Source organism: Streptomyces sp. NBC_00988, from assembly GCF_045162645.1.
Lineage (GTDB): Bacteria > Actinomycetota > Actinomycetes > Streptomycetales > Streptomycetaceae > Streptomyces.
The window spans coordinates 9,173,180-9,195,474 of the sequence record NZ_CP108730.1 but is presented as its reverse complement, the minus strand read 5'-3'; the positions used below and the strand labels follow the sequence as shown (position 1 = coordinate 9,195,474).

Here is a 22,295-nt window from a genome sequence, read left to right as displayed (position 1 = left end):
GTCAGGCTTTGAACCGTACGACGACGGGCTCGACGGCAAGCGCGGCCCGAGCGGACTCAGCGACCCGAACCTCCACGGCACCGACCTGCTCCAACTGGTCGGTGCCGAAGGGGACTTCGACTCTACGGCGCTCCCCGGGGACCAACTCGACTGCCTGGAAGGCGTGCAGTTCGAGCGTGCGCGGCCACACCGGGGTGAGCAGCCGCCGCATGTACACCTGGACGACCGAACGCCCGTTTCGCTTACCGGTGTTGGTGACGTCGACCTCGATCACGTCTCCCGCGACGCGCGGCGGACCGTACTCGAAGCTCGTGTACGACAGCCCGTGCCCGAAGGAGTAGAGCGGCTCGGCGTCGGCATCCACGTAGCCGCCGTACTCGGTGTCCTTGTGGTTGTAGTAGACGGGGAGTTGGGCCACCGAGTGAGAGATGGAAACGGGCAGGCGGCCGGTCGGTTCGGCGTGGCCGAGCAGTACCTCGGCGATGGCCTCGCCGCCCCACGGTCCGGGGTACCAGGCGGTGAGCAGGGCGCCGGCGTGTTCGGGGACGACGTGCGGGCGGCCCTGGATCAGGACGACCGCCGTGGGTGTGCCGGTGGCGGTGACCGCGCTCAGCAGGGCGAGTTGGGCCCGGCCGAGGCTCAGGCCCGCGAGGTCGACGCCCTCGCCGCACGTCATCTCCGAAACGGCGTTCCGTGCGGCCCCGTTGGCGTCGAAGTCCGTGTCGGGGGTACGGGCGCTGCTGCCGCCCAGCACCAGGACGGCCAGGTCGGAGGCAGCGGCTGCGGCGACCGCCTCGGGGATGCCGGAGAGGTCGTCGCCGGTGAGGGCGCAGCCGGGGGCGTGGCGGATGTCGGTGCCGGGCGGGGCGAGTCGCCGTAGGCCTTCGAGGACGCTGGTCCCCGTACCGGGGCGTTGGGGTGCCGTGTAGTCGCCCAACTGGTGGGCAGTGGTTGCCGATTGGGGTCCGATGACCGCGATACGGGAGACGGTCGCCGGGATGGGCAGGACTCCGCTGTCGTTGTGGAGGAGGGTGACGGCGGCTCGGGCGAGCGCGGTGCTCAGTTCCCGGCCTTGGTTCGGGAGCGGCGACTCGGTTGTGGCGTAGGGCTGTTCGAACAGGCCGAGTTGGAACTTCAGGCGGAGTACGCGCGCCACGGCCGTGTCGAGGGTCTCCTCGCTCACCAACCCCCGCTCGACCGCCTCCTCCAGATGCGTGAAGCCCTCGTCCCACAGGCTCAGGTCGACACCTGCGTTGAGTGCGAGCGCGCCCGCCGAGACCTTGTCGCCGGTGATGCGGGCCAGCCGGTCCACGGCGAGGCCGTCGGCCATGACCAGGCCCTCGAAACCCCAGTCCTCGCGCAGGAGTTGGGTCAGCAGGGCGCGGTTGCCGGAGCACGGCAGGCCGTCGACCTCGTTGTACGCCGACATGAGGGCGGCGGCACCTGCGCGGACTCCGGCGCGGGCGGCGGGGAGGTGGATCTCGTGGAGTTCCCGGAGGCCCAGCTCCGACTCGGCCGAGTTGCGGCCGCCGACCGTGGCGCCCTGGCCGGCGAAGTGCTTGAGGACGACGGGGGCTTTGTCGGGAGCGAAGCCGTCACCGGGCTCGCCCTGCATCCCGCGCACCAGCGCCTCGGTGAGGCGGGCGGCGAGGTGCGGGTCCTCGCCGAAGCACTCCTCCGTGCGGCCCCAGCGCGGGTCGCGGGCGATGTCCAGGGCGGAGACGAGGGCCATGTGGCCGCCGCGGGCGCGGAGTTCGGCGGCGGCGTGGGCGGCGGCCCGCTCGTACAGGCCGGGGTCCCAGGTGGCGCCGATGGCCAGGTTGACCGGGAGGACCGTGCCGTCCAGGGCCATGTGGCCGTGCGGCACCTCCTCGACGAACAGCGCCGGGATGCCGAGTCGGCTGCTCGCGATGACATGGCGTTGCACCAACTCGGCCAGGGCGGCGCTGTCTTGGACGCTGGGGCCGTTGGTGTGGTCGACGCCGGACCAGGCGTCGGCGCGGAACAGGCCGTACAGCGCGCCGAGTCCGGCGAAGCGGTCGGTCTCGGCGCGGAGGGCGTCGGTGAGTTCGAACCCGTCGGGACTGTCGGGGGTGCGGCGGTAGGCGTTCCAGCCGTACATCCGCTGGTTGAGCTGGCCGACCTTCTCGCGCAGGGTCATCCGGGCGAGGAGGTCGCGAACCCGGGTGTCCACGGGGGCGTCGGGGTCGCGGTAGACGGGGGTGGTGGTGTCGGTCATCGGGTGTCACCGTCGTACGCGATTCGGGCCAGGGCGACCGCGCCCCGGCAGCCGTCCGGTACCCAGTCGAGGGTGAGGCCGAGGGTGTGGAGGCGGGCGGTGAGGGGGGGCGTCAGCGGGCCCTCGGGGCCGAGCAGGCCGCCGGTAGCGACGATCCGCTCGCCGGGGCCCGGCTCCAATGCTCTTACCGTGTCGGTCAGTTGGTCTGCCGCCTCGTCGAGGATGCCTTCCGCCACGGTGTCCTTCTCCCCCGCCGCCTCGACCACCAGGGGGGCGAACCGGGCGAGGCGGATGGGGAGTTCGGCCATCACGGCGGGGAGTACGTGCATGCGGTAGGCCTCGCGGTGGGCGCAGGACCAGTCGCCGTCGCCGGGCAGTTCCTCGGCCGGCACCCCGAGCGCCTGTCCGACGGACCCGGCCAGCGCGGTCGTAGGGCCGCGTCCGTCCGCCATGCGCAGGGCCGCGCGTACCGCGCTCCGGCCGATCCAGAAGCCGCTGCCGTCGTCGCCGAGGAGCCAGCCGTCGCCGTCCACGCTGGTCGTGGTGCGGCGGTCGGTGATGCGCAGGGCGACCGCGCCGGTGCCGGCGACCAGGGCGAGGCCGTCGGCGGGGGTGCCGGGGGCGGAGGCGAAGGCCGCCTCGATGTCGCTGCAGACGCGGATGCGGTCGGCGGGGATGCCGAGGCGCCGCAGCGCGGCGGTGAGGGCGGTGCGGGCGTTGACGTGTCCCGGCTCCTCGGTGGAGGCGGCCGTGGCGCCCGCGAAGCCGCCGGACACGGCGACCACACGCAAGCGTGCCTGCTCCGGGGCGGCCTGCCCGATCGCCTCGACCAGGTGGTCGGTGAGGCGCGGTACCGGGACGGTCAGGGCGTTGCCGGGCCCGGCCGCGCCCTCGCCGAGGGGGCGGCCGTCCTCGGCGGCGGCGAGGACGACGCGGGTGCGGGTGCCGCCGGCATCCAGGCCGACGACGAAGTCACCGGCGAATTCTTGGTTCAAATCATTGCTCATCACTGACTATGGTGGTTGATACATTCGCGCAGAACAAGAGCCGAAGACCGCAGAACAAGAGCCAAAGACACAGACAGGGCAAGACCGGACCTGGGGAGGATCCCATTCCTACGCTCCGCTTCGGCGTCAACTACACGCCGCGCCGCGGTTGGTTCCACTCCTGGCACGACTTCGACCCGGCACACGCCCGCGAGGATCTGGCCCAGATAGCCGGGCTCGGCCTGGACCACATCCGGATCTTCCACCTCTGGCCGCTGCTCCAGCCCAACCGCACGCTGATCCGCCGGACCGCCGTGGACCAGCTGGTGCACCTGGTCGATCTGGCGGGCGAGGCGGGCCTCGACGTCCTCGTGGACGGCGTCCAGGGTCATCTGTCGAGCTTCGACTTCTACCCGGAGTGGACCCGCAGCTGGCACCACCGCAACGTCTTCACCGACCCGGAGACCATCACGGCCCAGGCTGAGCTGATGCGCACGCTGGGCAGCGCCCTGGCCGACCGCCCGAACCTGATCGGGCTCCAACTCGGCAACGAGCTCAACAACTTGGTGGAGCACAACCCGGTGACGGTGGCCGAGGTGGACCACTATCTCGACACCCTGCTGGCCGCCGCCCGCGAGCACCTGCCGCCGGACCGCCTGGTCACGCACTCCGCGTACGACGCCGCCTGGTACGGCGACGACCACCCGTTCACCCCGGAGGCCTCGGCCCGCAAGGGTGATCTGACCACCGTCCACCCGTGGGTGTTCTCGGGCGACTGCGCCCGCCGGTACGGGCCGCGCTCCCCGCAGGTGCTCCATCTCGCCGAGTACGGGACGGAGTTGGCCAAGGCGTACGCCACCGACCCGGCCCGGCCGGTCTGGGTCCAGGAGACCGGCGCGCCCGAGCCGCACATCCCGGCGGGCGACGCCCCGGAGTTCGCGCGCGCGACCGTGCGCAACGCGGCCGAGTGTGAGGGCCTCTGGGGTGTGACCTGGTGGTGCTCGCACGACGTGGACCGCTCGCTCGCCGACTACCCCGAACTCGAATACACGCTGGGCCTGTTCGACTCCTCGGGCCGTCCCAAGCCGATCGCCGAGGCCTTCGCCGAAGCCATCGCGGAGCCGCACACCGTCCAACTCCGGGACACCGCGCTGGTGTTGGACTGCACCCCGGGCAGCCGCTCGGTGTCGGGACCGGGCGGAGCGTACTTCGAGGAGTGGATGCGGCTGCGCACGGAGGGCGTCCGCCCTGCGGTGGTGCTGGCCGAACGGACGGAGGACGAGGGGTACTTGGCGGCACGGGGCATCAAGGAGGTCGTACACCCGCGGTGAAGGTCAACTGCCTGTCAGTACCTCCGCGACCGCCCGCAGGTTGACCCGCCCCCGCCCGTAGGAGCAGAGGGCGCCGCCCTCCGGCAGTCCCGTGTCGACCAGTACAGCGTCGGGCCGCCGGGCCGCGAGGATGTCGCGCAGCCGGGCCTGCCAGGGGTGGAGGCCGGCGTCGGAGGTGGCGACGACCAGCGGGGCGCCCGTCCGGACGATCTCGTCGACCAAGGCGGCGGAGTCGGCCGGCTCCGTGTTCAGAGCGGTGCCAGTGGCCGTGGGGTCGATCGTGCGGAGTTCGGTGAGGAGGTCCTCGCCACCCCAGTTCAGGGCGGGGTGCGGGGCCGGGAACAGGTCGACGAGGTGGGCGCCGCGTATCGGCGGGGGCAGGGTCCGGGTGCGTACGGCGCGGCGGGCCGCCTCCAGGCCGGCGTCCGCGTCCCAGGCGACGACGGTCCGGCGCGGGGTCGCGTACCGCTCGGCGAGCCGTCGCACCCGTCCGGCCGCCTCCCACACCCGCTCCTCGGGCAGCACGCGCGAGTGGAGCGCGTCGAGCACCGCGTCCCGGCAGGCCAGGGTGACGTCCAAGTCCGGTACGGCGACGATGACTTGGTCCGCTCCGGCGGCGAGGGCGATCCTGGCCCCGGCGGCTTCGCCGTACGCGTCGGCGATCGCCTTCATCTCCAGGGCGTCGCTGACGAGGACGCCGTCGAAGCCGAGTTCGAGGCGGAGCAGATCGCCGAGGATGCGGCGGCTGAGGGTGGCGGGGCGGTTGGCGTCCAGGGCCGGGAAGACGACGTGGGCGCTCATCAGCATCGGCACGCCCGCGGCTATGGCGGCGCGGAACGGTGCGAGGTCGACGAGGAGTTCGTCGTACGGGCGCGGGTCTGTGGCGACACCGTGATGGCTGTCGGTGATTGTGCCGCCGTGGCCCGGGAAATGCTTGGCACAGGAGGCGATGCCGCGGACGTCGGTGGCGGTGATCCAGGCGCGCAGATGGCGGGCGGCCAGGGCGGGATCGGCGCCGAAGGAGCGGGTGCGCACGATCGGGTTGCGCGGTTGGTGCTGAAGGTCGGCGACGGGTGCGTACGAGGCGGTGATGCCCAGTGTGGCGAGGTGACCGGCGAGCGCGTCGGCGCAACGGGCGGTCAGGGCCGGGTCGTCGACGACTCCGAGGGCGTAGGAGCCGGGAACGTCCGGGGCTCCGGCGCTCACCAAGTGGCCGATTCCGCCGCCCTCGTTGTCGATGGCCACGAGCAGGTCGGGGCGGATGGAGCGGAGTTGGTCGGTGAGCCGGCGCACCTGCTCGGCGTCGCGGACATTGCGGGTGAACAGGATGACGCCGCCGAGGCCCCGGTCGATGAGCCGCTTGAGCGTGTCCGGCACGGTCGTCGCGCCGTCGAACCCGGCGACCAGACAGCGGTGGGCCGCCTCGTCGAGGTCGACGGGCAGGGCGGTGACGGCGGCGGACGTACGCTCGGCGTGGGTCATACTGGAATTGAAATGGCTCGCTCAACCTAAAGTCAACAAACCGATGGATTGTTGATTCAGGCAATGATCTGGGGTGGTGGCGTGGGTGGTGGAGTGGGCGATGGCACAGATGATGCCGATGGTGCGCCCGGTGCGTTCACCCGGGCCCTTCAGGCCATTCATGCCGTCCGCGTCGCCCAGCCGCCCGCGCCCCTTCCGCTGACGGACACCACGACGTCATACCGGACGGGAACGTTTCGCAACGTGTCCCTGCTTCCGCTCGAAGAGATCCCCGGGCCGCTCCCCGTCTCCACTCCCGGCCCCGCCCCCGTCCCCTTCCGCCTCCCCTCCGCGGCACGCCTCGCCACCAGGATCCTGACCCTGCTGCCCCTGCTGCTGATCGCGGTGTGGGCGGCGGTCGACTGGCGTGCCATGTACGACGGCACGGCCCGGCTCGCCTCCGCCGACCCCTGGTGGCTGCTCGCCGCGTTCTTCTTCACCTGCCTCGGCTGGGGCACCGCCGCCCTCGTCCGCCAGGGCGCCGTGCCCGAGCGGCTGCCGACCGGGCTGCTGATCGCCTCGCAGTTCGCCGCCGGCGCCGCCAACCACGCACTGCCGGCCAGCATCGGCGCCCACGCCGTGACGCTGCGCTTCCTCCAGGGCCGCGGCATCCCCCTCGCCCGCGCCACCGCCTCGCTCGCCCTGTACTCGCTCGTCCGGCCGATCGCGAAGACCATCGTGCTCATCGCCTTCCTCATCGCCTTCCCCGAGATGCTGAGGTTCGGCCAACTCGTCCCGCGGGGCTGGTCGTTGGTCCTCGCCTTCGGCGGGCTGGGCTTCGCGCTCGGCACGGCCGGCCTGCTCCTGGCCGTCGTCCCTCCGCTGCGCCGCCCGGTCCTGCGCTGCTTCCGCACCGCGCTGACCGACGTACGGCAGCTGCACACCATGCCCAGCCGGATCCTCGCCCTGTGGGGCGGGGCGGCCGCCGCGCCGGTACTGCAGGCGACCGTGATCTTCTCGGTCGGCGCCTCGCTGGGCATGCCGCTGTCCTGGGCCCAGGTCGTCCTCGCGTTCCTCGCCGCCAGCACCGCGGTCGGCGCCGTTCCCGCACCCGGCGGGATCGGTCCCGTGGACGCGGCGACGGTGTTCACGATGGTCGCGTTCGGCGCCCCCATGGACCTGGCCACGGCGAGCGTCATCGGCTACCGCGTCCTCACGGTGTGGGTGCCGTTGCTGCCTGGCGCGTTGATGCTGTCGGCGCTGGTCCACCGGAAGGTGCTATGACCGAAATCCCCTTGTACGGCGGCCCGTTCCGCGTCTAGCGTCGCTGCTCATCGGCGTGTAGCTCAGCAGCAGAGCACCGGGCTCTTATCCCGGAGGGCGCAGGGGCAGGACCTGCCACGTCGGCTTATGAATGACGACGCTGACCAGCAGCACCTCACCGCGGCCCCCGGCTATGCCCGGGGCCAGTTGGCCAAGGCCTTCACGACCGCGCTGACCCACGAGGACGCCGACACCCGCCGTCGCGCGGAGAGCCGCGTGACGCGCTGGCGTGCCGTGCTCGCGGGGATGTCCGGCGGCCTGCTGTCGATCGGTTCGCGCACCCCGGTGGCCGGACTCCCGGCCTGGGTCACCCCCGAGGTGGTGCACGGCGGCTTCGCCACGGGCACCCCGAGCGCGGGCGGCCCGCTCCAGCCGTACGAGACACGGCTCGCGGAGCGGTTCGGCGTGCCCGCGGACCGGCGGGCGCTGTTCGCGCACTGCCTCACCGACGCCGGACTCGCCTGGCTGTGGGGGCAGTTGAACAGCGGGCGGTACGAGGTGAGCGTGCCCGAGGAGGGCGCGCTGCTCACCATGGCCTGGCTGGTGCGGCACGGGGAGACGGCCGCCGCGCTGGATCTGGTCGCGGAGCTGGAGCCGTTCGCGGATCAACTCCGGTTCCTGCCACGCCCGTCGACCGGCCGGCCCGCGTCGGACGTCACCGACGCGCTGTACCGCCGCAGCGTCTCCGACACCGTGGACCGGCTGGTCCGGCGGCGCCCGAACGCGGCCGTGGAGACACAGCGCGAGGCACTCGCCGTATGGCAGCCGTTCGGGGACGAGTTGCTCGTCCACTGGCTGGAGACGGCGGGCGCGGAGGACGCGCGGGTGCTCGAACTCGCCCCGGACGCCGACTGGTTGGAGCGCGGTTCCGCCCTGTTGAGCCGGTACCGGCAGCTGGCCGAGGAGCACACCCACTGCGGGAAGCACCGTAGCCCCAAGGAGAACCTGGGCATTCTGCGCGGCGCGCTCGAAGAGACCGTCGCCGGGCGTCTGTTGGACGCGCGGCGGCTCGGGCTGCTGCGGCACGCCGTCGCGTCGATGGTGCGGCGGCGCGGTGTGCCGGGCTCGGCCCCGCACACGGAACTGCGCCGCGTACAGCGGGCCCAGGCCGCGCTCCCCTCCCACCACGCCCTGGCGCAAGTGGTGGTGGGCCGCCTCGCCGGGCTGCCCCAGGAGTCGGGCATCACCGACCTCACCCCCGTACTCGCCCCCGTGACCGGACCGGAGGAGCGGGAGACCGGCCTGCCCGCCGGCGCCCAACTCCCGCCCGCCGTAAGCCGGGTGGTCGAGGACGCGCTCAGCGCACCGGTGGCCACCCTCGTGGACCGGGGAGTCGTCCCCTCGGCCGAGGTACTGGCCGGACTGGTACCGCGGTTGGTCGCCGTCGCCACCGCGCGGAGCTACGACGACCCGGCGTTGCGAACGCTGATGGCCGCGGACTACCGCGCGTTCCGCAACCGCCGTTCGCTGCTCCTGCTCAACCTGGAGCGGCAGGTCCGGATCGAGGAACTGCCCTGGGTCCGGGCGGTGGCCGCGCAGCGCGGCGACGGCACAGCCGAAGCGGCCCTGCTGCTACGGCAGTTGGGCGAGCTGGCCGTGCTCGGGTTCCCGGGCACGATCCTGCCCAACCCGCTCGTGCGCGAACTCGGCGTGCTCGCCCGCCAGTCGGAGCTGGGCGCCCCGCTGGTGGAGGAGCTGGCCGCGGACATCTTCATGGACGCCTTCGGCCCCAAGTTCCTTGTGGCGGCCGGGATCGCGGGCGAGTTGCTCGCCGGTTCGCTGTACGAGCGGTACTACGGCATCGACTACGCGGCGATCCGCGACCTGGCGATCGCCGAAGGGACCGTCCACGCAGGCGAGTTGACGGGCCGGTCGGACAAATCCGGGGCAGGGCCCCGTACGTCCCCGGGGTTCGCGCGGCTGTGCGCGGAGCGGGCCGCTGCGGCGTCCTCGGCTCCGGGCCGGTCGAAGTCCAGTTCCTCGTCCGGGTCCTGGGTGGCGGCCAACGGCAAGGTGATCGAGCAGTCCCAGATCCTCACCACGCACAACCTGGCCACGCTGGTCCACCGGGTCGGCATCACCCCCGAGCCGGGCTGGGCCGACCTGGCGCGCCGCTGCTTCGGCACCGTCTGCCGGCTGACGGCCCGGGTGCACCGCAACCCGTGGCCGTACTCCGCGATCAAGGACGCGGCGTACGCCTGGCGGCAGTTGGTGTTCCACCTGTCCCTCTGCCCGCCCGCCGAACAGCGCCGCGTGCTCGACGACCTGGAGGCGGAGGCGGCCCGCCACCCGGCCCACGTCCTCATCCGCCTCGGCCCCGCCCTGGCGGGACTACGTCTGGTCGCCGACGGCGGTGCCTTCGGCGCCGACGGCACGGCGGACGGGGGTCGCACCCGCCGCCTCCTCGGCTGGACCACGGACGGCCACTGGCTGGCGTCCGACCCGACAACCGGTGCGCCGCACGGCAGTTGAGGGTCCCGCGCGCCGGCAGTCGCTAGGACCCGTCGGCCACCGTCCGCACCGCCGCCTCCGTCAGGGTCTTCGCGGTACGTACGGCGCTGGTGATCGCCTCGTCGGGGGTGAGGCCGCACTGGTCGGTGAGGGTAAACAGGGCGTCCGCGGCCATGACCACCGCGAGGCCCCGCTTGAGCTGGGTGAACGCGTCCGGGTCGGACTCCCCGAGGGTGGCCGCCAGAGGGGCGAGGGCGTGGTCGATGAGGCCGAAGCGGATGCCGGGGCGCATGTTCGCCGCGTCGGGGCGGACGATGGTCGCGGCCATCATCGCGCGCACCCCGCCCTGCCGGGCCAGGGTGCCGCGGAGCAGGAAATCGCAGGCGAACGCGATCCGTTCGACCGGATCGCGGGAGTCGGCGACCGGGCCGAGCGCGTCGACGGGGTCGGGCCAGACACCGGCCAGGGCCTCGCCGATCAGGGACGGCAGGTCGGGGAAATAGCGGTAGGCGGTGGCCTCGGAGACCAGGGCGACGCGGGCGACCTCGGGCATCGTCACCTCACTGCCCGTGCCGATCAGCCCGCGGGCCGCTTCGACGATCGCCGTACGGGTGCGCTTCTTCTGGTTGCTGCGGCCCGTGTCCGTCTGTGCTGTCGCCATCGGTGCGTCACTTCCCCGTATTCGCTCGTCGTTGCCGTCCGTCCCCCTTACGTTATCACGACAAGCTCTCATTGTGAGAGTCTGCTTGCATAACGAGAGATGCCCGCCTACTGTTCTGAGGGCGCGCCACAGCGCGACGAACGCTCAACTCGCGCCACACACAAGGGAGTCGGCGATGAACGAGGTTTCCGTGGTCGGTCCGGACGACGGCGAGTCGATCCAGCTGGGCCCGGTCACGATGCGCATCCTGGAGGACGGCGGCACCACCGGCCACCGTCTCGGGATCGGCGAGATCACCCTCGCCCCGCACACCCAGGGCCCGCCGCAGCACCGCCACGCCCAGCACGACGAGGGTTTCTACGTCGTCTCCGGCACCGTGCACTTCACCATCGGCGAGACCGTCCACATCGCCCCGGCGGGCACCCTCGCGATGATCCCGCCGGGCGCCCCGCACACCTTCGCCAACCCCGGCGACGAGCCCGCGGTGATGGTCAACACCTTCACGCCCGACCTGTTCGTGCAGTACTTCCGCGACCTGCGGGACATGATCGCCGGCGGCCGGGAGTTCAACACCGAGTCGACGATCGAGACGATGAGCCGCTACGGCACCGTCCCCGCGACCGACTACGCCTGAGGCACCCGGCGCCGTAGGGACCGCCCGTCAGGAACCGCCTGCGTTCGACGGGCCGAAGAACTCGATCTCGGCGATGGCCACTTGCTTGCTCCCGGAGGCTCCGTAGGCGGACTCGATGGTGAAGCGGACCGACGTGACCGTGCCGACGCGGAAGGAACGGCGCTGGGCTCCCGCCCCCTGGTCCAGGGTGATCTGGCGGGTGATCGTCTTGCCCTTGGCCGTGGTGATCACCGCCTCGATCCGGTGCGGGAGCGCCGACTGGCTGAGCTGGTCGGGGCGGGTGGAGACGCCCGGGGTGATCATCAGGTCCAGCAGCCGCGTCGGCTCGTCGAACTGTGCCTCCAGCCACTGCCCCTTGCCCGCCTGGCTCACCCCCGGCCCCCACCAGGTGTTGTTCAGCCGGTCGAAGGCCAGCTCCGGCTTGTGCCCCGGGAAGGAACGGGAGGCGCTGACACGGTCCGGGTAGACGGGGGCCCGCTTGGCGAAGTGGTCCTTGGTCGCGTCCACGGCACGTGGGATGTTGACGGCCAGCACGATCAGCAGGGTCAGCACGAGCGCCGCGCCCACCCAGGTCAGCACCCGGTCGAAGGTACGGCGCAGCCGGGGCCGGTCGCCCGCCCACGGGATCTCACCGTTCCGGAACGCGAGCAGCCGCCGCCACCAGGGCAGTCGCCCGGGGGCGTGCTCCTCGCCGGCCATGGGCATCGCGCAGCGGGCGCAGTAGTGCCGGTCGGGCCGGTTGGCCGTGGCGCACCAGGGGCAGGGCACCCCGCCGGCGGCACCGGGTTCGACACCGGGTGCCCGCACGGCCTGCGGGCGCGCGGCGACCGGGCGGCCGGGCAGGACCGGGGCCACGGAGGGCGCCTGGCGGGGCTCCGGGTCGGAGACCGGGACGAGGAGCCGCCGGGCGCGCTCGGCCTCGGACTCCGGTTCCGGGGAGGTGGCGGGGACCGGTTGGGTGGGGGCGGTGTCGGTCGTGGAGGGGGTGCGGGCGGTGGTGCCGTCGTGGTTCACGTACGGCGCGTCGGGCGCGGGGGCCGTGGTCGGGTGGGGCGTGGGGTGGGTCGTGGCGGCGCCGGATGCGTGAGGAGTCGTAGAAGCCCCGGAGGGATGGGGAGTCGTAGCGCCGCCGGACGCCTCGCCTCTCGCCGGCTCCTGCCGGGAGCCCGCGCCGACCGAGTCGTACGAACCGCCGGCGGCGAGGGCGTCCAGGCGCAGGGACAGGGCGTCGAGTCGGGCGGCGGGGTCGTCCGAGCCCGAACTCCCTTGCGCAGACTGCTGGTTGTCGCCCGGGTCGTTCGTGCTCAGCGTGTCCCGGTGCGTGCGCGGCAGTCCCGCGTCGTCGGACTGGGGGAAGGCGTCCCAGCCGGGGTCACCATGGGCGGCCGGGGCTCCCCCGGCGCTCTCGCCGCGTTCGGCCGGGGCCCCGGTGCGGGCGCCCGCGCGGTCCGTCCAGCTCAGGACGGCGCCGCAGGCGTCGCAGAACGACTGGCCCGGTTCCGCGCGGGTTCCGCATTCGGCGCAGCTCTGGGTGGTCGTCATCTCTCGGGGTTCCTTTCGGGGAGCACGGTGGCGGTCACCTGGACCGTGTACGGCATGTGGGCGGGGCGGGCGGCCGCCACGAGGGCGTCCAGGCGGTGGGTGTCCAGGGTGGTCGGCGCGGGCAGCCGCAGGTGGACGTGCAGCCGCGGGCTGCGCTCGCCGGGCACCGGGCCGAGCGGGCGGGCGTTCCAGTCGGCGGCGCCGCTCTCGGTGATCTCCGGTTCGGCACCGAAGGCCAGCCGCACGGCCTCGGCCAGTCCACGCCGGGTGCCGCGAATACGGTGGAGGTACGTGGCGGCGGCTACGGCGGCCCGCAGCCGCTCCTCCGGTTCGCTGCCGTCGGTCTCGGCCCCGACCCAACTCCCCAGCCACTGAACGAAGTCGAGCGGTGCCAGCGACGGCCTGAAGTACGTGTCGAGGCAGTCCAGCACACTCAGGATCGGCGCTACGACCTCGTCGAGCCCGGCGACGAAACGCTGGGCGAGGTCGTCGTCCGCGAACACGGCGGGCAGCATCGCCCCGATCGGCGCGGAGGAGCCGAGGCCGTCAACTGATCCCCTCAACGCATGCCTCCCTGCACGGAGTTGGCGACCTTCACGCTGGTGATGTTCACGCGCCGTCTCCGATCACGCGGACGCGGTGGTCGAAGGAGAACACCAGCGACGGCCGCTCCAGGTCGATACGGTCCGTGGGGTCGCCGCGCTTGCCGGTGAGCGGGTCGGCCGGGTGCAGGACGACCTCGTCGACCAACTCGACGCCGGGCACCCGCTGGAGCACCGCGAACACCTCGCCGGACTGCACTGGACGTCCGAACGGCCAGCCCTTTCCGTCCGATCCGCCGGTGAGCGGGTCGAGGTGGCCGTACAGCGCGTCATGGGCCTGGCGGCGCACCCGGTCGGTGTCGACGCCGCGGAAGGCGTGGACCGTGGCGACGACGGTGATGCCCTGGTAGAACGGCGGGCCGACCGCCAACCGGGTCCCGATCAGCCGCCGTTCGTCGAGATGCCGGGTGATGCGGTCCAACAGGGCGTCCCCGGGCACCAGTTGCTCGAAGCGCAGCCGTCCGCCGGGGTCGGGCACGGCCTGCGGGACGACCAACACCCGTACCGCGTAGGCCCCGTGCTCCTCCTCGTCGCCCTCCAGGCAGGTGATGCGCGCGGTCTCGGGGGCGGCCCGGCGCGACAGTTCCTCGTAGTCCCGGAGGGTGACCGCCCGCTCTTGGGCGCGCAGGGTGATCGGCGCGCGGGTCTTGGCCTCCTGGACGGTCTCGCCGTCCACTCCCCCGCGTGCCGCCTCACGGTTGACGACTTCGGAGACGTACGGGATGGAGCTGCGCAGGATCTGTACCGCGCCGCGCGCCACGTTGCCGGCCCGGCCGCCACCGGTGCGGTAGCGGCGGGCGCGGATCACCGAGCCCTTGGGGGCGACCCCGCCGTACTGGCGCAGCGAGCCGTCGGGTTCGCGGACGGCGGGTCCGAAGGCGAGTTCGCCGGTGGCCGCGTCCAGGGTGATGTGGCGGTCGTCGGGGCCGGAGGCGGCGAAGTGCGGGACGACCTGCCAGTCCGTCCAGCCGTCGTGCTCGGCGGTCTGGAGGAGCAGGGGCGTGGCGTCGCCGACGACGGGTGTGTGGGAGAGCCGCAGCCGCTGCCCGGGGAGGCCGGTGGACTCGCCGAGCGCCTCGTCGTAGACGGTGTCGGCGTGGACGACGGTGGTGGTGCCGCCGATGGTGAAGGCCTCGGCGGAGCGGACGGTCGGCGAGGTGGTGTAGAAGGGCTGGTCGGAGTGGGGTTCGGTGACGCGGCAGCGCAACCAGCCCGCTTCCTGGCCGCCGTTGCGGGACAGGGTGTGGCCGCCGGGGACGTGCAGGACGACCGCGCCGGGGCGGTTGAGGCCGCCGGTGCCGTCGCGGTCCACCTCGCATGCCTGCCAGCCGTCGGCGGTCCACGCCTCCCACACCAGGGGCGGTTGGCGGGGATCGACGCCAACTCCGTCGACACGGCTGTCGAGTTCGAGGGCGAGGGCGCAGTGCGGGACGGCGGCGGTGAGGCCGAACAGCATCGAGTCACCGGGGTCGGGCGACTCGGCGAAGCACATCACGTGGTTGCCCTCGGCCAGGTCGTGAGTGCGGTCGACGACCTGCTTGCCCCGGTGCTGCACGACAAGATGCCGCAACGCGCTTGGTACTACGGCGAGTTCGCGCTCGGTGGCGAAGACCACCGCCTCCTCGCCCTCGGTGCGCATGGTCGCCACCTCGGTGCCCAGCGGCACCTGCACCGCTTCCTCCTGGGGCGCCGACAGCCAGAACGTGACGTCGGTGCGGGCCGCGGACGGCGGGAAGAGCGTGATGCCGACCAGGTCGAGGAAGGCCAAGTGGTTCTTGTCCGGTACCCGGTTGAGGCGGTAGACGATCTGGTCGGCCATGTGCGCGACCGTCTCGACGAGGGTGACGCCGGGGTCGGAGACGTTGTGGTCGGTCCACTCCGGGGCGCGCTGCTGGATGTAGCGCTTGGCGTCGTCGACGAACTGCTGGAAGCGGCGGTCGTCGAGGTTCGGGGAGGGCAGGGCCATCGGTCAGTTGTCGCTTTCAGCAGCCGTGCCGGGCGTACCGGAGGTGTCCGGCTCGTCGTGGGACGGGATGACGTAGAAGGGGAAGACGAGGCTGCGCGGGTTGTTGGTGCCGCGGATCGAGTAGCGGACGTCGATGTACAGCACGCTCTGCTCGGTGCCCGCGGTGACCTCGACGTCGTCGACCTCGATGCGCGGCTCCCAGCGGTCGAGGCTGACGTGCACCTCGTGCTGGATCCGGCCCGCGGTCTGCTCGTTGACCGGTGCGAACACCAGGTCGTGGATCGCGCAGCCGAAGTCGGGCCGCATCGGCCGCTCGCCCGGCGCGGTGGACAGCACGAGCCGGATCGCCTCCTCGACCTCGCGTTCCCCGCTGACCAGCGCGATGCCGCCGGTCGGCCCGATACGCAGCGGGAACGACCAACCAGAGCCCACGAATTGTTCGGCCATCAGACAACACCCGCCCGTTCCTCGCCCGTTGGGCCACTCATGCCGGAATCACCATCGGGACAAGGCCGTTGAGGGTGACCACGCCCATGATCGGCACGGTGACGGCCCGAATACCCACGTTGCCGATGGAGTTGACCTGCACGCTCGCGCCCGCGGTGAGCATCGCGTTGCCGAGCGCCTTCATGTTGAGGGCGCCCATCGCGTCCAGCGTGATCGCTCCGGTGGTCGACTTGACGTTGACCAGCCCGCGCCCCTCGATGTTCAGCGGCCCGCCGCTCTTGATCGTGAGACTGCGCCGGGCGCTGAGGGTGAGATCGGTACCGGCCTCGACCGACACCGAGCGGCTGCCCTTGATGGTGACCTCGCCCTTGCTGTCCACCACGATCTCGGTGTTCGTGCGGTCCAGGGTGATGGTCAACTGCTTGTCCCCGGAGGCCAGTCGGACACCTTGCTTGCGGCTGCCGGTCTTCTGGCTGAGCAGGTCCATCCGGTTGCCGTCCCGGTCGGAGACGGTGTGCCGGCTCGCCTTCTTCCGTACGGCGTCATGCAGCGGAACGTCACCGACGACGGTCGGCTTGTCCTTGCCGTTGTAGAGCCCGCCGATCACGAACGGATGGTCAAGTGCCCCCCGGTCGAAGGCGACCAGCACCTCGTCATTGACGTCCATGGGGAAGATCCCGCCACCGCCGAGCCCGCCCCACTGCACGGTCCGCGTCCAGTCGCTGACGTACGTGTCGTCCAGCCACGGGAACTGCAACCGCACCCGCCCCTGCTTGAGCGGGTCGTTGACGTCCGTGACAAGGGCGTTGGCGACGCCGGGCAGCCGGGGCGCGGTCTCCGAGCCGCCCGAGGCGAGCCCGTACAGCGAACGCCACTGCCGTCCGCTGACCGTCACCCACGTCTCGTAGTGCTTGCCGTCGCCGAAGACGTGCCGTACGGAGGTGGCCGTGTACTTGCCCTCGAAGGGCGAGCCCACGTCCGCGAGCGCGACCGGAACTCCCGGGCGCAGCTTGGGGTTTCCGCGCGCGACGACCTCCAGTTCGGCGAAGGAGGACGTCACGTCGTCGGCGAGGGCGGCGGCGGCGAACTTCACCTCGGTCTGCTTGTCGTAGGGCGTGCCCGTCTCCACCAGCTTGGCCGTCTTGAACTTCCCGGCCGCCGCGCCCGGGGTGGTCCCGATACCGATGGACGGATTCGAGGCCCCGGGCGAGGTGGCGGTGAGCTTCTTCTTCGTGGTGACGTCCCAGCCGCGCGCCTCGACGGTGCCGACCTGGTCGGCGGCGGTCACGGCGGCCCGCAGCCGCAGGATGTCGTGCCCGGCCTGGAGCACGAACGGGCTCTTGTCGCCGTCGGTTTCGGGGGACGGCGCACCGGACGACGGTTTCGGCTCCACGAACTGGAACCTGCCGTCCGCGTCGACCGACATGACCATCTCGTTCTCGTCGGCGAGCCGCGCGAGAAAGTCCCAGTCAGTGACATTGGACTGGGAGATGAACTCGTACACGGTCCGCGTCGACGTGATCTTCCCGATCGGCACCCCGTCCTGGGCGGCGAGTTTGCGGGCGATGTCGGACGCGCTCTGGTTGCGGTAGGCGGCGACGCGGCGCTGGCGCAGCAGCCGGTGCCCGAAGTCGTAGCCGCGCACGACGGTGAAGGTGCCGGTGCCGTCGTAGTCCGCCTCAAGTCCGGTGACTTCACCGGTGAGCAGCGGATCGGAGGCACCCTGTCCGTCGGCGACCGGCGCGATGACGACCTTCGTGCCGAAGGTGACTCCGAGCTTGCCGAGGATCAGGCGGTACGGGTCCCGGAAGGTGAGCCGGAACGCGGCGGGCACGCCGACGCCCTGGTCGACGTAGCTGTCGACGAGGTAACGGGCGTACTCGGAAGGGATCTTGGCGCCGCCGATCTTCACCTCGACGACGTTCGAGAACGCGGCCTTCACCATCAGGAACGCACCTCCTCGGCGGCGGGCAGCACGAGTTCGACACCGTTCGCGAGCCGCGTCGGGTCGTCGATCCCGTTGGCCTCGGCGATCGCCCGCCACGCGGCGGAGTCGCCGTACTCCCGCCAGGCCAGCGACTGCAAGGAGTCCCCTGCTACGACCCGGTGGACGCGCTGCGCGGTGAGCGCGCCCGAAGTCGGGTTCTGGCCCTTGGTGTTGCTCGGGATCTCGTGCAGTTGGAGCCGGCAGGTGGCACGGATGGGTACGCCGGTGGTGCCGAAGAGCGAGTAGGCGGCCTCGACGGAGGAGACGTAGGCGGTGAACCGGGCGGTGGAGAACGACCCCCACTGGAACACCACCCACGGCGGTGAAGGCTGTTTGGCGGCAATGGACTTGGTGGTCACGTCGCAGCACGCGAGCAGGGACTCGACCTTCTTCAGCACCGAGTTGCTGGTCGGTTCGTCGGAGGAGTCGAGGAAGATCTCCACGCCCATCTCGCGCGGCTGCGAACCCATGAACTCCGGGAGGGAGCCGTCCCGTTCGATCTGCGCGGGGGTCGTCTTCCACTGGGCGCGACGGGTGAGGGACAGCTGCGCCGGGTTGAAGTCGAAGGCAAAGGTCTTGATGAGCCCGCCCGGGGTGGTGCTGCCTCCGACGGGCGGCTCGTGAATGGCGAGACTGGCACGGACAAGGCTCTTGCCCGCGCCTCTGCTGGTGGCCATGGTCTGCTTCCCGCCCCCGCTCAGTCCGTGAATCCGTGGTGGGCGATCTCCAGGACCTCGGTGGCGACGGCCGGCCCCGCCGGGTCCAGGGAGGGGCCCTGCCAGCTCACCGGCAGCACGTCGATCAGCCCCCAGTGCGCGACCTCCGAACCGTCCGCACGCAGCGCCGCGATCTGCCCGGTGGGCCGCTTGATCCCGGTCTGCACGGAGGAGATCCACTTGGCGACCTTCGCGGTGTCCGGGGTGAGCGGGCGGGTCAGCCGGATGGTGGAGAAGGTGACACGGGTGGGGAGTTGCCAGACGAAGCCGTTGTTGCCGCCCTCCTGCCGGTGCTCGATCTCCACCGTCGACGACAGCCCGTCGCACCCGTTGAAGTAGCCGAGGCTCTCGCCGTCGATGCTGAGGGTGAACCAGATGGTGGAGCCCGGGTCGAGGCGGGACATCGGGGGTGGGCCTGCCTTTCTGTTGTTGCGTCGGGGTGCGGGGTGCGGGGTGCCGGTTAGTGGCGGGGGTCGCGGAGCTTGCCGATCCGTTCGCGGTCCAGGCGCAGTTCCGTGCGGATCAGGCGGGTGATGCGGCCGATGATCCGGTGCACGAGTTCGTCGAGCTGGAAGTCGGTGAGGTCTCGGGGGTCGAACTGGCCTGCGGGGATTGCCTCGTAGGCGGGGGGTGGGGGGCCGGAGGCGTCGGCGGTTGCGGTTGGGGAGTACGGGGGTGGCGGGTCGGGGGGTGGGGGTGACTGGGAGGGGGATGCGGTGTACGGCGGGGGCGGGGTGGAGGGGCGTGCGGCGGGGGCGGCGACTGCGGCGGGCTCGGTGGGGGTGGAGGTAGGGGTTTTGGCGAGGGTGTGGCGGGCTCGGTTCAGGGGGGTGGCGGAGGAGGGGTTGCGTTGGACGGAGGAGATGAGGGGGCGAGGTGCGGTGGAGAGAGGTCCGGGTGGGGTGGAGACCGGGAGGGGGGTGTGGGGTGCGGGGGCGGAGAGGCGTAGGGGTACTACGGGTATGGCGGGGGTGCTCGGTACTCCGGGGGTGGCGGGGGCTTTGGGAGGAGTGCCGGGTACTACGGGTGTGGCGGGCTTGTCGGGTGTCGTACGACGGCGACGTTGTACGGGGGTGAACGGCGATGTGGGTGCGGGGCGCTGCGCTGGGGGTGGAGCGTGGAGCGAACCGATTGAGGGCGCAGGTGTGGTGGGTGCCTGTGCCGTAGGACTGGGTGCGGTGAGCGGCGGTGCGGTACGGGAGGCCGTGCGGGGAGAGACCGGATCGGGCGTGGTCGGGCTCTGCGGAGTCGGCTTCGTGACGCGGAGCGGAGCCGTGGTTGAGGGCGGCGGCACGGCCGGGGGCGAGAGCGAGGGCACGGCTGGAGACGGCATCACGGCTGGAGGTGTAGTCACGGCCGATGACCAGGGCCCAACCTCGGACGAAGTCACGGCCGAGGACGGAAGCACAGCCGGAATCGGGCTCACGGCCTGGGCTGCGGTCGGCCGGTCCGCGGCGGTCAGGTGCGTGACGGGTGAGGGGGCGGTGGCCGAAGGAGCCTGCGCGGGCGGAACAGCCGTACTCGGGGCGACGCTTCGCTGGACCATCGGCCCCGGACCCGGTGTCGCCGGAGCTACCAGGCTGGCCGGGGCTGCGGTGAGAGAGGGGCCCGTGGCCGAGGGGGCCGTGGCCGAGGGGGCCTGCGGGGCCAGTCCCGGCTCGCTCGGCGCGACGCTTCGCTGGATCACTGGCCTCTGGCCCAGCCTCGCCGGAATTCCCAGGTCGGCCGGGGCTGCGCTGGTCGGGGACACGGCGGCGGGTGAGGGGGCGGTGGCCGAGGGGGTCTGCGTGGCCGGTACAAGCGTGCTCGGAGCGACACTTCGCTGGATCGCCGGCCGCGGCCCCGGACCTGGACCCGGACCCGGTGTCGCCGGAGCTGCCAGGTCGGCCGGGACGCCGGTGGCTGGGGGCGTGGCGGGTGAGGGGCCCATGGCCGAGGGTGCCTGAGCAGCCGGTACAGGCGCGCTCGCCGCGACGCTTCGCTGGGCCGTCGGCCCTGGACCCGGTGTCGCCGGGTCGGCCCGGGCTGCGGTCGGCCGGGGCACGGTAGTTGAGGGCGCGGCAAGCGGATGTGCGGTGGTTGGGTACGCGGCAGGCGCGGGTGGGGTGGTGGTGGGCGCGGTGGCCGGGGGCGGTGCGGACGTGTTGGGGGCGACGCTTCGTTGGATCGTCGGCCCGGGTCCCGCTGTCGGCCTCGAACCCGGTTCCGTACGGTGCCCGGTGCCGGCCGGCGGAAACGGCGAACCGATGAGGGGCCTGGCGTCTGCGGGCGGGACGCTGACCGGAGCTCCAAGGGGTGAACGGCGCCGGACGGGAGTGGGCGTCACGGGAGCCGGAGAGTCGGGGGCGGGTGTCGGCGAACCTGCTGCCAGGGAGGACGTGGGCGCCGGAACAGTGGGCGAATCACCTTGTGGGGCAGGGGCGTTGGGCATGTCGCCCTGCGCGGGGTGAGTAGCCGAACTGGGCATCGGCGGTACGGGTATCGCGGTCTGCTGTGTCTCGTTCGGGCGCGTGGTGAGCGGGGCGCCGAGGGGGATGCGAGGCGGGCGACGGGCGGCGCTGCGTTGGATCTGGGGTGCGGGAGGGGGCGTAGGACCGGGGGTTGGATCGTTGCCGGGGTCACCGGTCCGGGTGCGGGCGGAATCCGTCGGTTCTGTGAGGGGTGCCGGCGTGTGGAGCTGAGGTTGGGGCTGGGTGGTGCCCCCATCGCGTGGGGCAGGAGCACTCGCGGCACGTTGTACGGGCATCGGTGCGCGGGAGGTGTTCGGGGTCGTCGGCTGCGCCGGAGCGACGGGCGTGGCTGACCGCAACTCGGCTGACGGCGCTGCGGAGTTCGGCGTCGGCATCGGCATCGGCATCGGCATCGGCGTGGACTTCGGAGCCGTCGAAGCCGTAGCCGTGACACCCGGCGCGGTGACCGCCCGCTGCACGCTGTCCGTCCCGCCCCGGGAAACAGGAGCCGCGCTACCGCGACTGACGGGGCGACTTTCGGGCTCGGTCACGTCGGGCGCCGGTGGCATCAGCGGTGTGCCGACGACCGGGCTTCTCGGAGTCACCGGAACCGCATCCTGCGGCTCCCCCACGCCACCCGCTGCCCCGGCCACGGCACGCTGTACCGCCACCGGCCCGGCTACGTTCCCGCCCGTGCCGTGAGCGCCTCCCGCATCACGAACTACGCCTGCAACACCACCGAGTTGCTCCACAACGTCACCGGCTGCCGGAACAACGAGCGGAACAGGTGACTCGCCACCCGAACCACCCCCCACAGCCCCCGAGTTCCGCCGACCAACCAACCGCCGCTGCACCGGAGCCGCACTCGACCTCGTCAACGACCCTGGCCTCGGCCGGAGTTGCTCAGAGGACGACACCGCAGTCACCCGAATACCGGAAGCCGGACCCACCGCTCCGACCGAACCAACCACAGGAGCCGAAGCAGTACTGCGCACACCCGCGGACCCACTCGCCGCAAGAGGCACAGCCCGCTCAGCCCGTTGCACCACAGGCCCCGCAGTCGCCCGCAACGGAACCACAGGCCCCGGCTGCGCAGCCAACGCCCGCCCAGCCACCGGCAGTTCACCCGCAGGCCGCCCCAGGCTCGGTACCGCCCGCACCGGCGCCGCAGGCAGCGACGAACCCGCGATCCCGGCACTCCGCTCCGCGTCCAGCACCGCACGGAACCCCGTCCCCGTGAACGACGGGTTCTGCCACGTGGGCAGCCGCGCACCGAACCCGGCATCGGCAACCCCGGTCCCCCCGACGGCGGAGGCCCGCTGGATCGGCGGCAGCCCCGGCCAGGCGGCCAGGGTCACCGCCGGAGCCGTAGAAGCCGTAGAAGCCGAACTCACAGAACCGGCGGAGCCGTCCGCCTCGCCGGAGCTCCGAACCTCGCCAACTCCCGTCCCATCCCCGGAGTTGGCGTCCCCGCCGGCGGCAGACCCCTCGGCCCTCGC

18 protein-coding genes and 1 tRNA gene are annotated in these 22,295 nt (G+C 72.3%); 6 read left to right on the top strand and 13 right to left on the bottom strand.

What is annotated here, in order from left to right; translation table 11 throughout:
- Position 1: 1 nt before the first annotated feature.
- Positions 2–2,239, bottom strand: a complete 2,238-nt coding sequence (locus OG496_RS41720; protein ID WP_405974555.1) for a glycoside hydrolase family 3 N-terminal domain-containing protein — start codon at positions 2,237–2,239, stop codon at positions 2–4.
- The gene (locus OG496_RS41715; protein WP_405974554.1) at positions 2,236–3,246 is read right to left on the bottom strand and encodes an N-acetylglucosamine kinase; all 1,011 of its coding nucleotides are present in this window, start codon (positions 3,244–3,246) and stop codon (positions 2,236–2,238) included. The genes OG496_RS41720 and OG496_RS41715 overlap by 4 nt, the downstream gene beginning before the upstream one ends.
- Before the next feature lie 8 nt (positions 3,247–3,254).
- Between OG496_RS41715 and OG496_RS41710 the strand changes: the two genes are divergently transcribed.
- The gene (locus OG496_RS41710; protein WP_405974553.1) at positions 3,255–4,556 is read left to right on the top strand and encodes a glycosyl hydrolase; all 1,302 of its coding nucleotides are present in this window, start codon (positions 3,255–3,257) and stop codon (positions 4,554–4,556) included.
- Positions 4,557–4,559: 3 nt separating this feature from the next.
- On the opposite strand, the gene OG496_RS41705 is transcribed toward OG496_RS41710, so the two are convergent.
- Both OG496_RS41705 and OG496_RS41700 read right to left on the bottom strand, forming a co-directional pair.
- Complete coding sequence (locus OG496_RS41705; RefSeq protein WP_405974552.1) at positions 4,560–6,038, bottom strand: glycoside hydrolase family 3 N-terminal domain-containing protein; 1,479 nt, start codon at positions 6,036–6,038, stop codon at positions 4,560–4,562.
- Positions 6,039–6,059: 21 nt separating this feature from the next.
- A complete protein-coding gene (locus OG496_RS41700; RefSeq protein WP_366493158.1) occupies positions 6,060–6,200 on the bottom strand; it encodes a hypothetical protein in 141 nt (46 codons plus the stop codon).
- Between the two features lie 81 nt (positions 6,201–6,281).
- Here OG496_RS41700 and OG496_RS41695 point away from each other — a divergent pair, with 81 nt between their 5' ends.
- The 3 genes from OG496_RS41695 (at position 6,282) to OG496_RS41685 (ending at position 9,812) form a co-directional block, all read left to right on the top strand.
- Entirely contained in the window at positions 6,282–7,301 is a 1,020-nt protein-coding gene (locus tag OG496_RS41695; protein WP_405974551.1) for a YbhN family protein, read from the top strand.
- 51 nt (positions 7,302–7,352) lie between these two features.
- Positions 7,353–7,424, top strand: a tRNA-Lys gene (locus OG496_RS41690).
- A gap of 3 nt (positions 7,425–7,427) precedes the next feature.
- Positions 7,428–9,812 carry a hypothetical protein gene (locus tag OG496_RS41685; protein WP_405974550.1) on the top strand — a complete coding sequence of 795 codons (2,385 nt, stop codon included), beginning with the start codon at positions 7,428–7,430 and terminating at the stop codon, positions 9,810–9,812.
- Between the two features lie 22 nt (positions 9,813–9,834).
- On the opposite strand, the gene OG496_RS41680 is transcribed toward OG496_RS41685, so the two are convergent.
- A complete protein-coding gene (locus tag OG496_RS41680) occupies positions 9,835–10,452 on the bottom strand; it encodes a TetR/AcrR family transcriptional regulator (protein ID WP_405974549.1) in 618 nt (205 codons plus the stop codon).
- Positions 10,453–10,627: 175 nt separating this feature from the next.
- Here OG496_RS41680 and OG496_RS41675 point away from each other — a divergent pair, with 175 nt between their 5' ends.
- A complete protein-coding gene (locus OG496_RS41675; protein WP_405974548.1) occupies positions 10,628–11,086 on the top strand; it encodes a cupin domain-containing protein in 459 nt (152 codons plus the stop codon).
- Positions 11,087–11,113: 27 nt separating this feature from the next.
- On the opposite strand, the gene OG496_RS41670 is transcribed toward OG496_RS41675, so the two are convergent.
- Genes OG496_RS41670 through OG496_RS41635 form a run of 8 tightly spaced genes read right to left on the bottom strand, consistent with a single transcriptional unit; the run spans position 11,114 to position 19,682 of the window.
- The gene (locus tag OG496_RS41670; RefSeq protein WP_405974547.1) at positions 11,114–12,628 is read right to left on the bottom strand and encodes an NADase-type glycan-binding domain-containing protein; all 1,515 of its coding nucleotides are present in this window, start codon (positions 12,626–12,628) and stop codon (positions 11,114–11,116) included.
- Positions 12,625–13,191 carry a phage tail protein gene (locus tag OG496_RS41665; protein ID WP_365303802.1) on the bottom strand — a complete coding sequence of 189 codons (567 nt, stop codon included), beginning with the start codon at positions 13,189–13,191 and terminating at the stop codon, positions 12,625–12,627. Before OG496_RS41665 ends, OG496_RS41670 begins: the two co-directional genes overlap by 4 nt.
- A gap of 46 nt (positions 13,192–13,237) precedes the next feature.
- Positions 13,238–15,196, bottom strand: a complete 1,959-nt coding sequence (locus OG496_RS41660; RefSeq protein ID WP_405974546.1) for a putative baseplate assembly protein — start codon at positions 15,194–15,196, stop codon at positions 13,238–13,240.
- Positions 15,197–15,199: 3 nt separating this feature from the next.
- Complete coding sequence (locus OG496_RS41655) at positions 15,200–15,643, bottom strand: GPW/gp25 family protein (protein WP_019062855.1); 444 nt, start codon at positions 15,641–15,643, stop codon at positions 15,200–15,202.
- 37 nt (positions 15,644–15,680) lie between these two features.
- Entirely contained in the window at positions 15,681–17,588 is a 1,908-nt protein-coding gene (locus OG496_RS41650) for a VgrG-related protein (protein ID WP_405974545.1), read from the bottom strand.
- Positions 17,588–18,307 (bottom strand): peptidase M23, encoded by a 720-nt coding sequence (locus OG496_RS41645; RefSeq protein WP_366493166.1) that lies wholly within the window; start codon positions 18,305–18,307, stop codon positions 17,588–17,590. Before OG496_RS41645 ends, OG496_RS41650 begins: the two co-directional genes overlap by 1 nt.
- A gap of 20 nt (positions 18,308–18,327) precedes the next feature.
- On the bottom strand, positions 18,328–18,750 hold the full coding sequence (locus OG496_RS41640) for a phage tail protein (protein ID WP_200691099.1): 423 nt from the start codon (positions 18,748–18,750) through the stop codon (positions 18,328–18,330).
- Positions 18,751–18,806: 56 nt separating this feature from the next.
- On the bottom strand, positions 18,807–19,682 hold the full coding sequence (locus OG496_RS41635; RefSeq protein WP_405974544.1) for a hypothetical protein: 876 nt from the start codon (positions 19,680–19,682) through the stop codon (positions 18,807–18,809).
- A gap of 1,459 nt (positions 19,683–21,141) precedes the next feature.
- On the opposite strand from OG496_RS41635, the gene OG496_RS41630 reads away from it, so the two are divergent.
- Positions 21,142–21,498 carry a hypothetical protein gene (locus OG496_RS41630; RefSeq protein ID WP_405974543.1) on the top strand — a complete coding sequence of 119 codons (357 nt, stop codon included), beginning with the start codon at positions 21,142–21,144 and terminating at the stop codon, positions 21,496–21,498.
- The last annotated feature ends 797 nt before the right edge of the window (positions 21,499–22,295 follow it).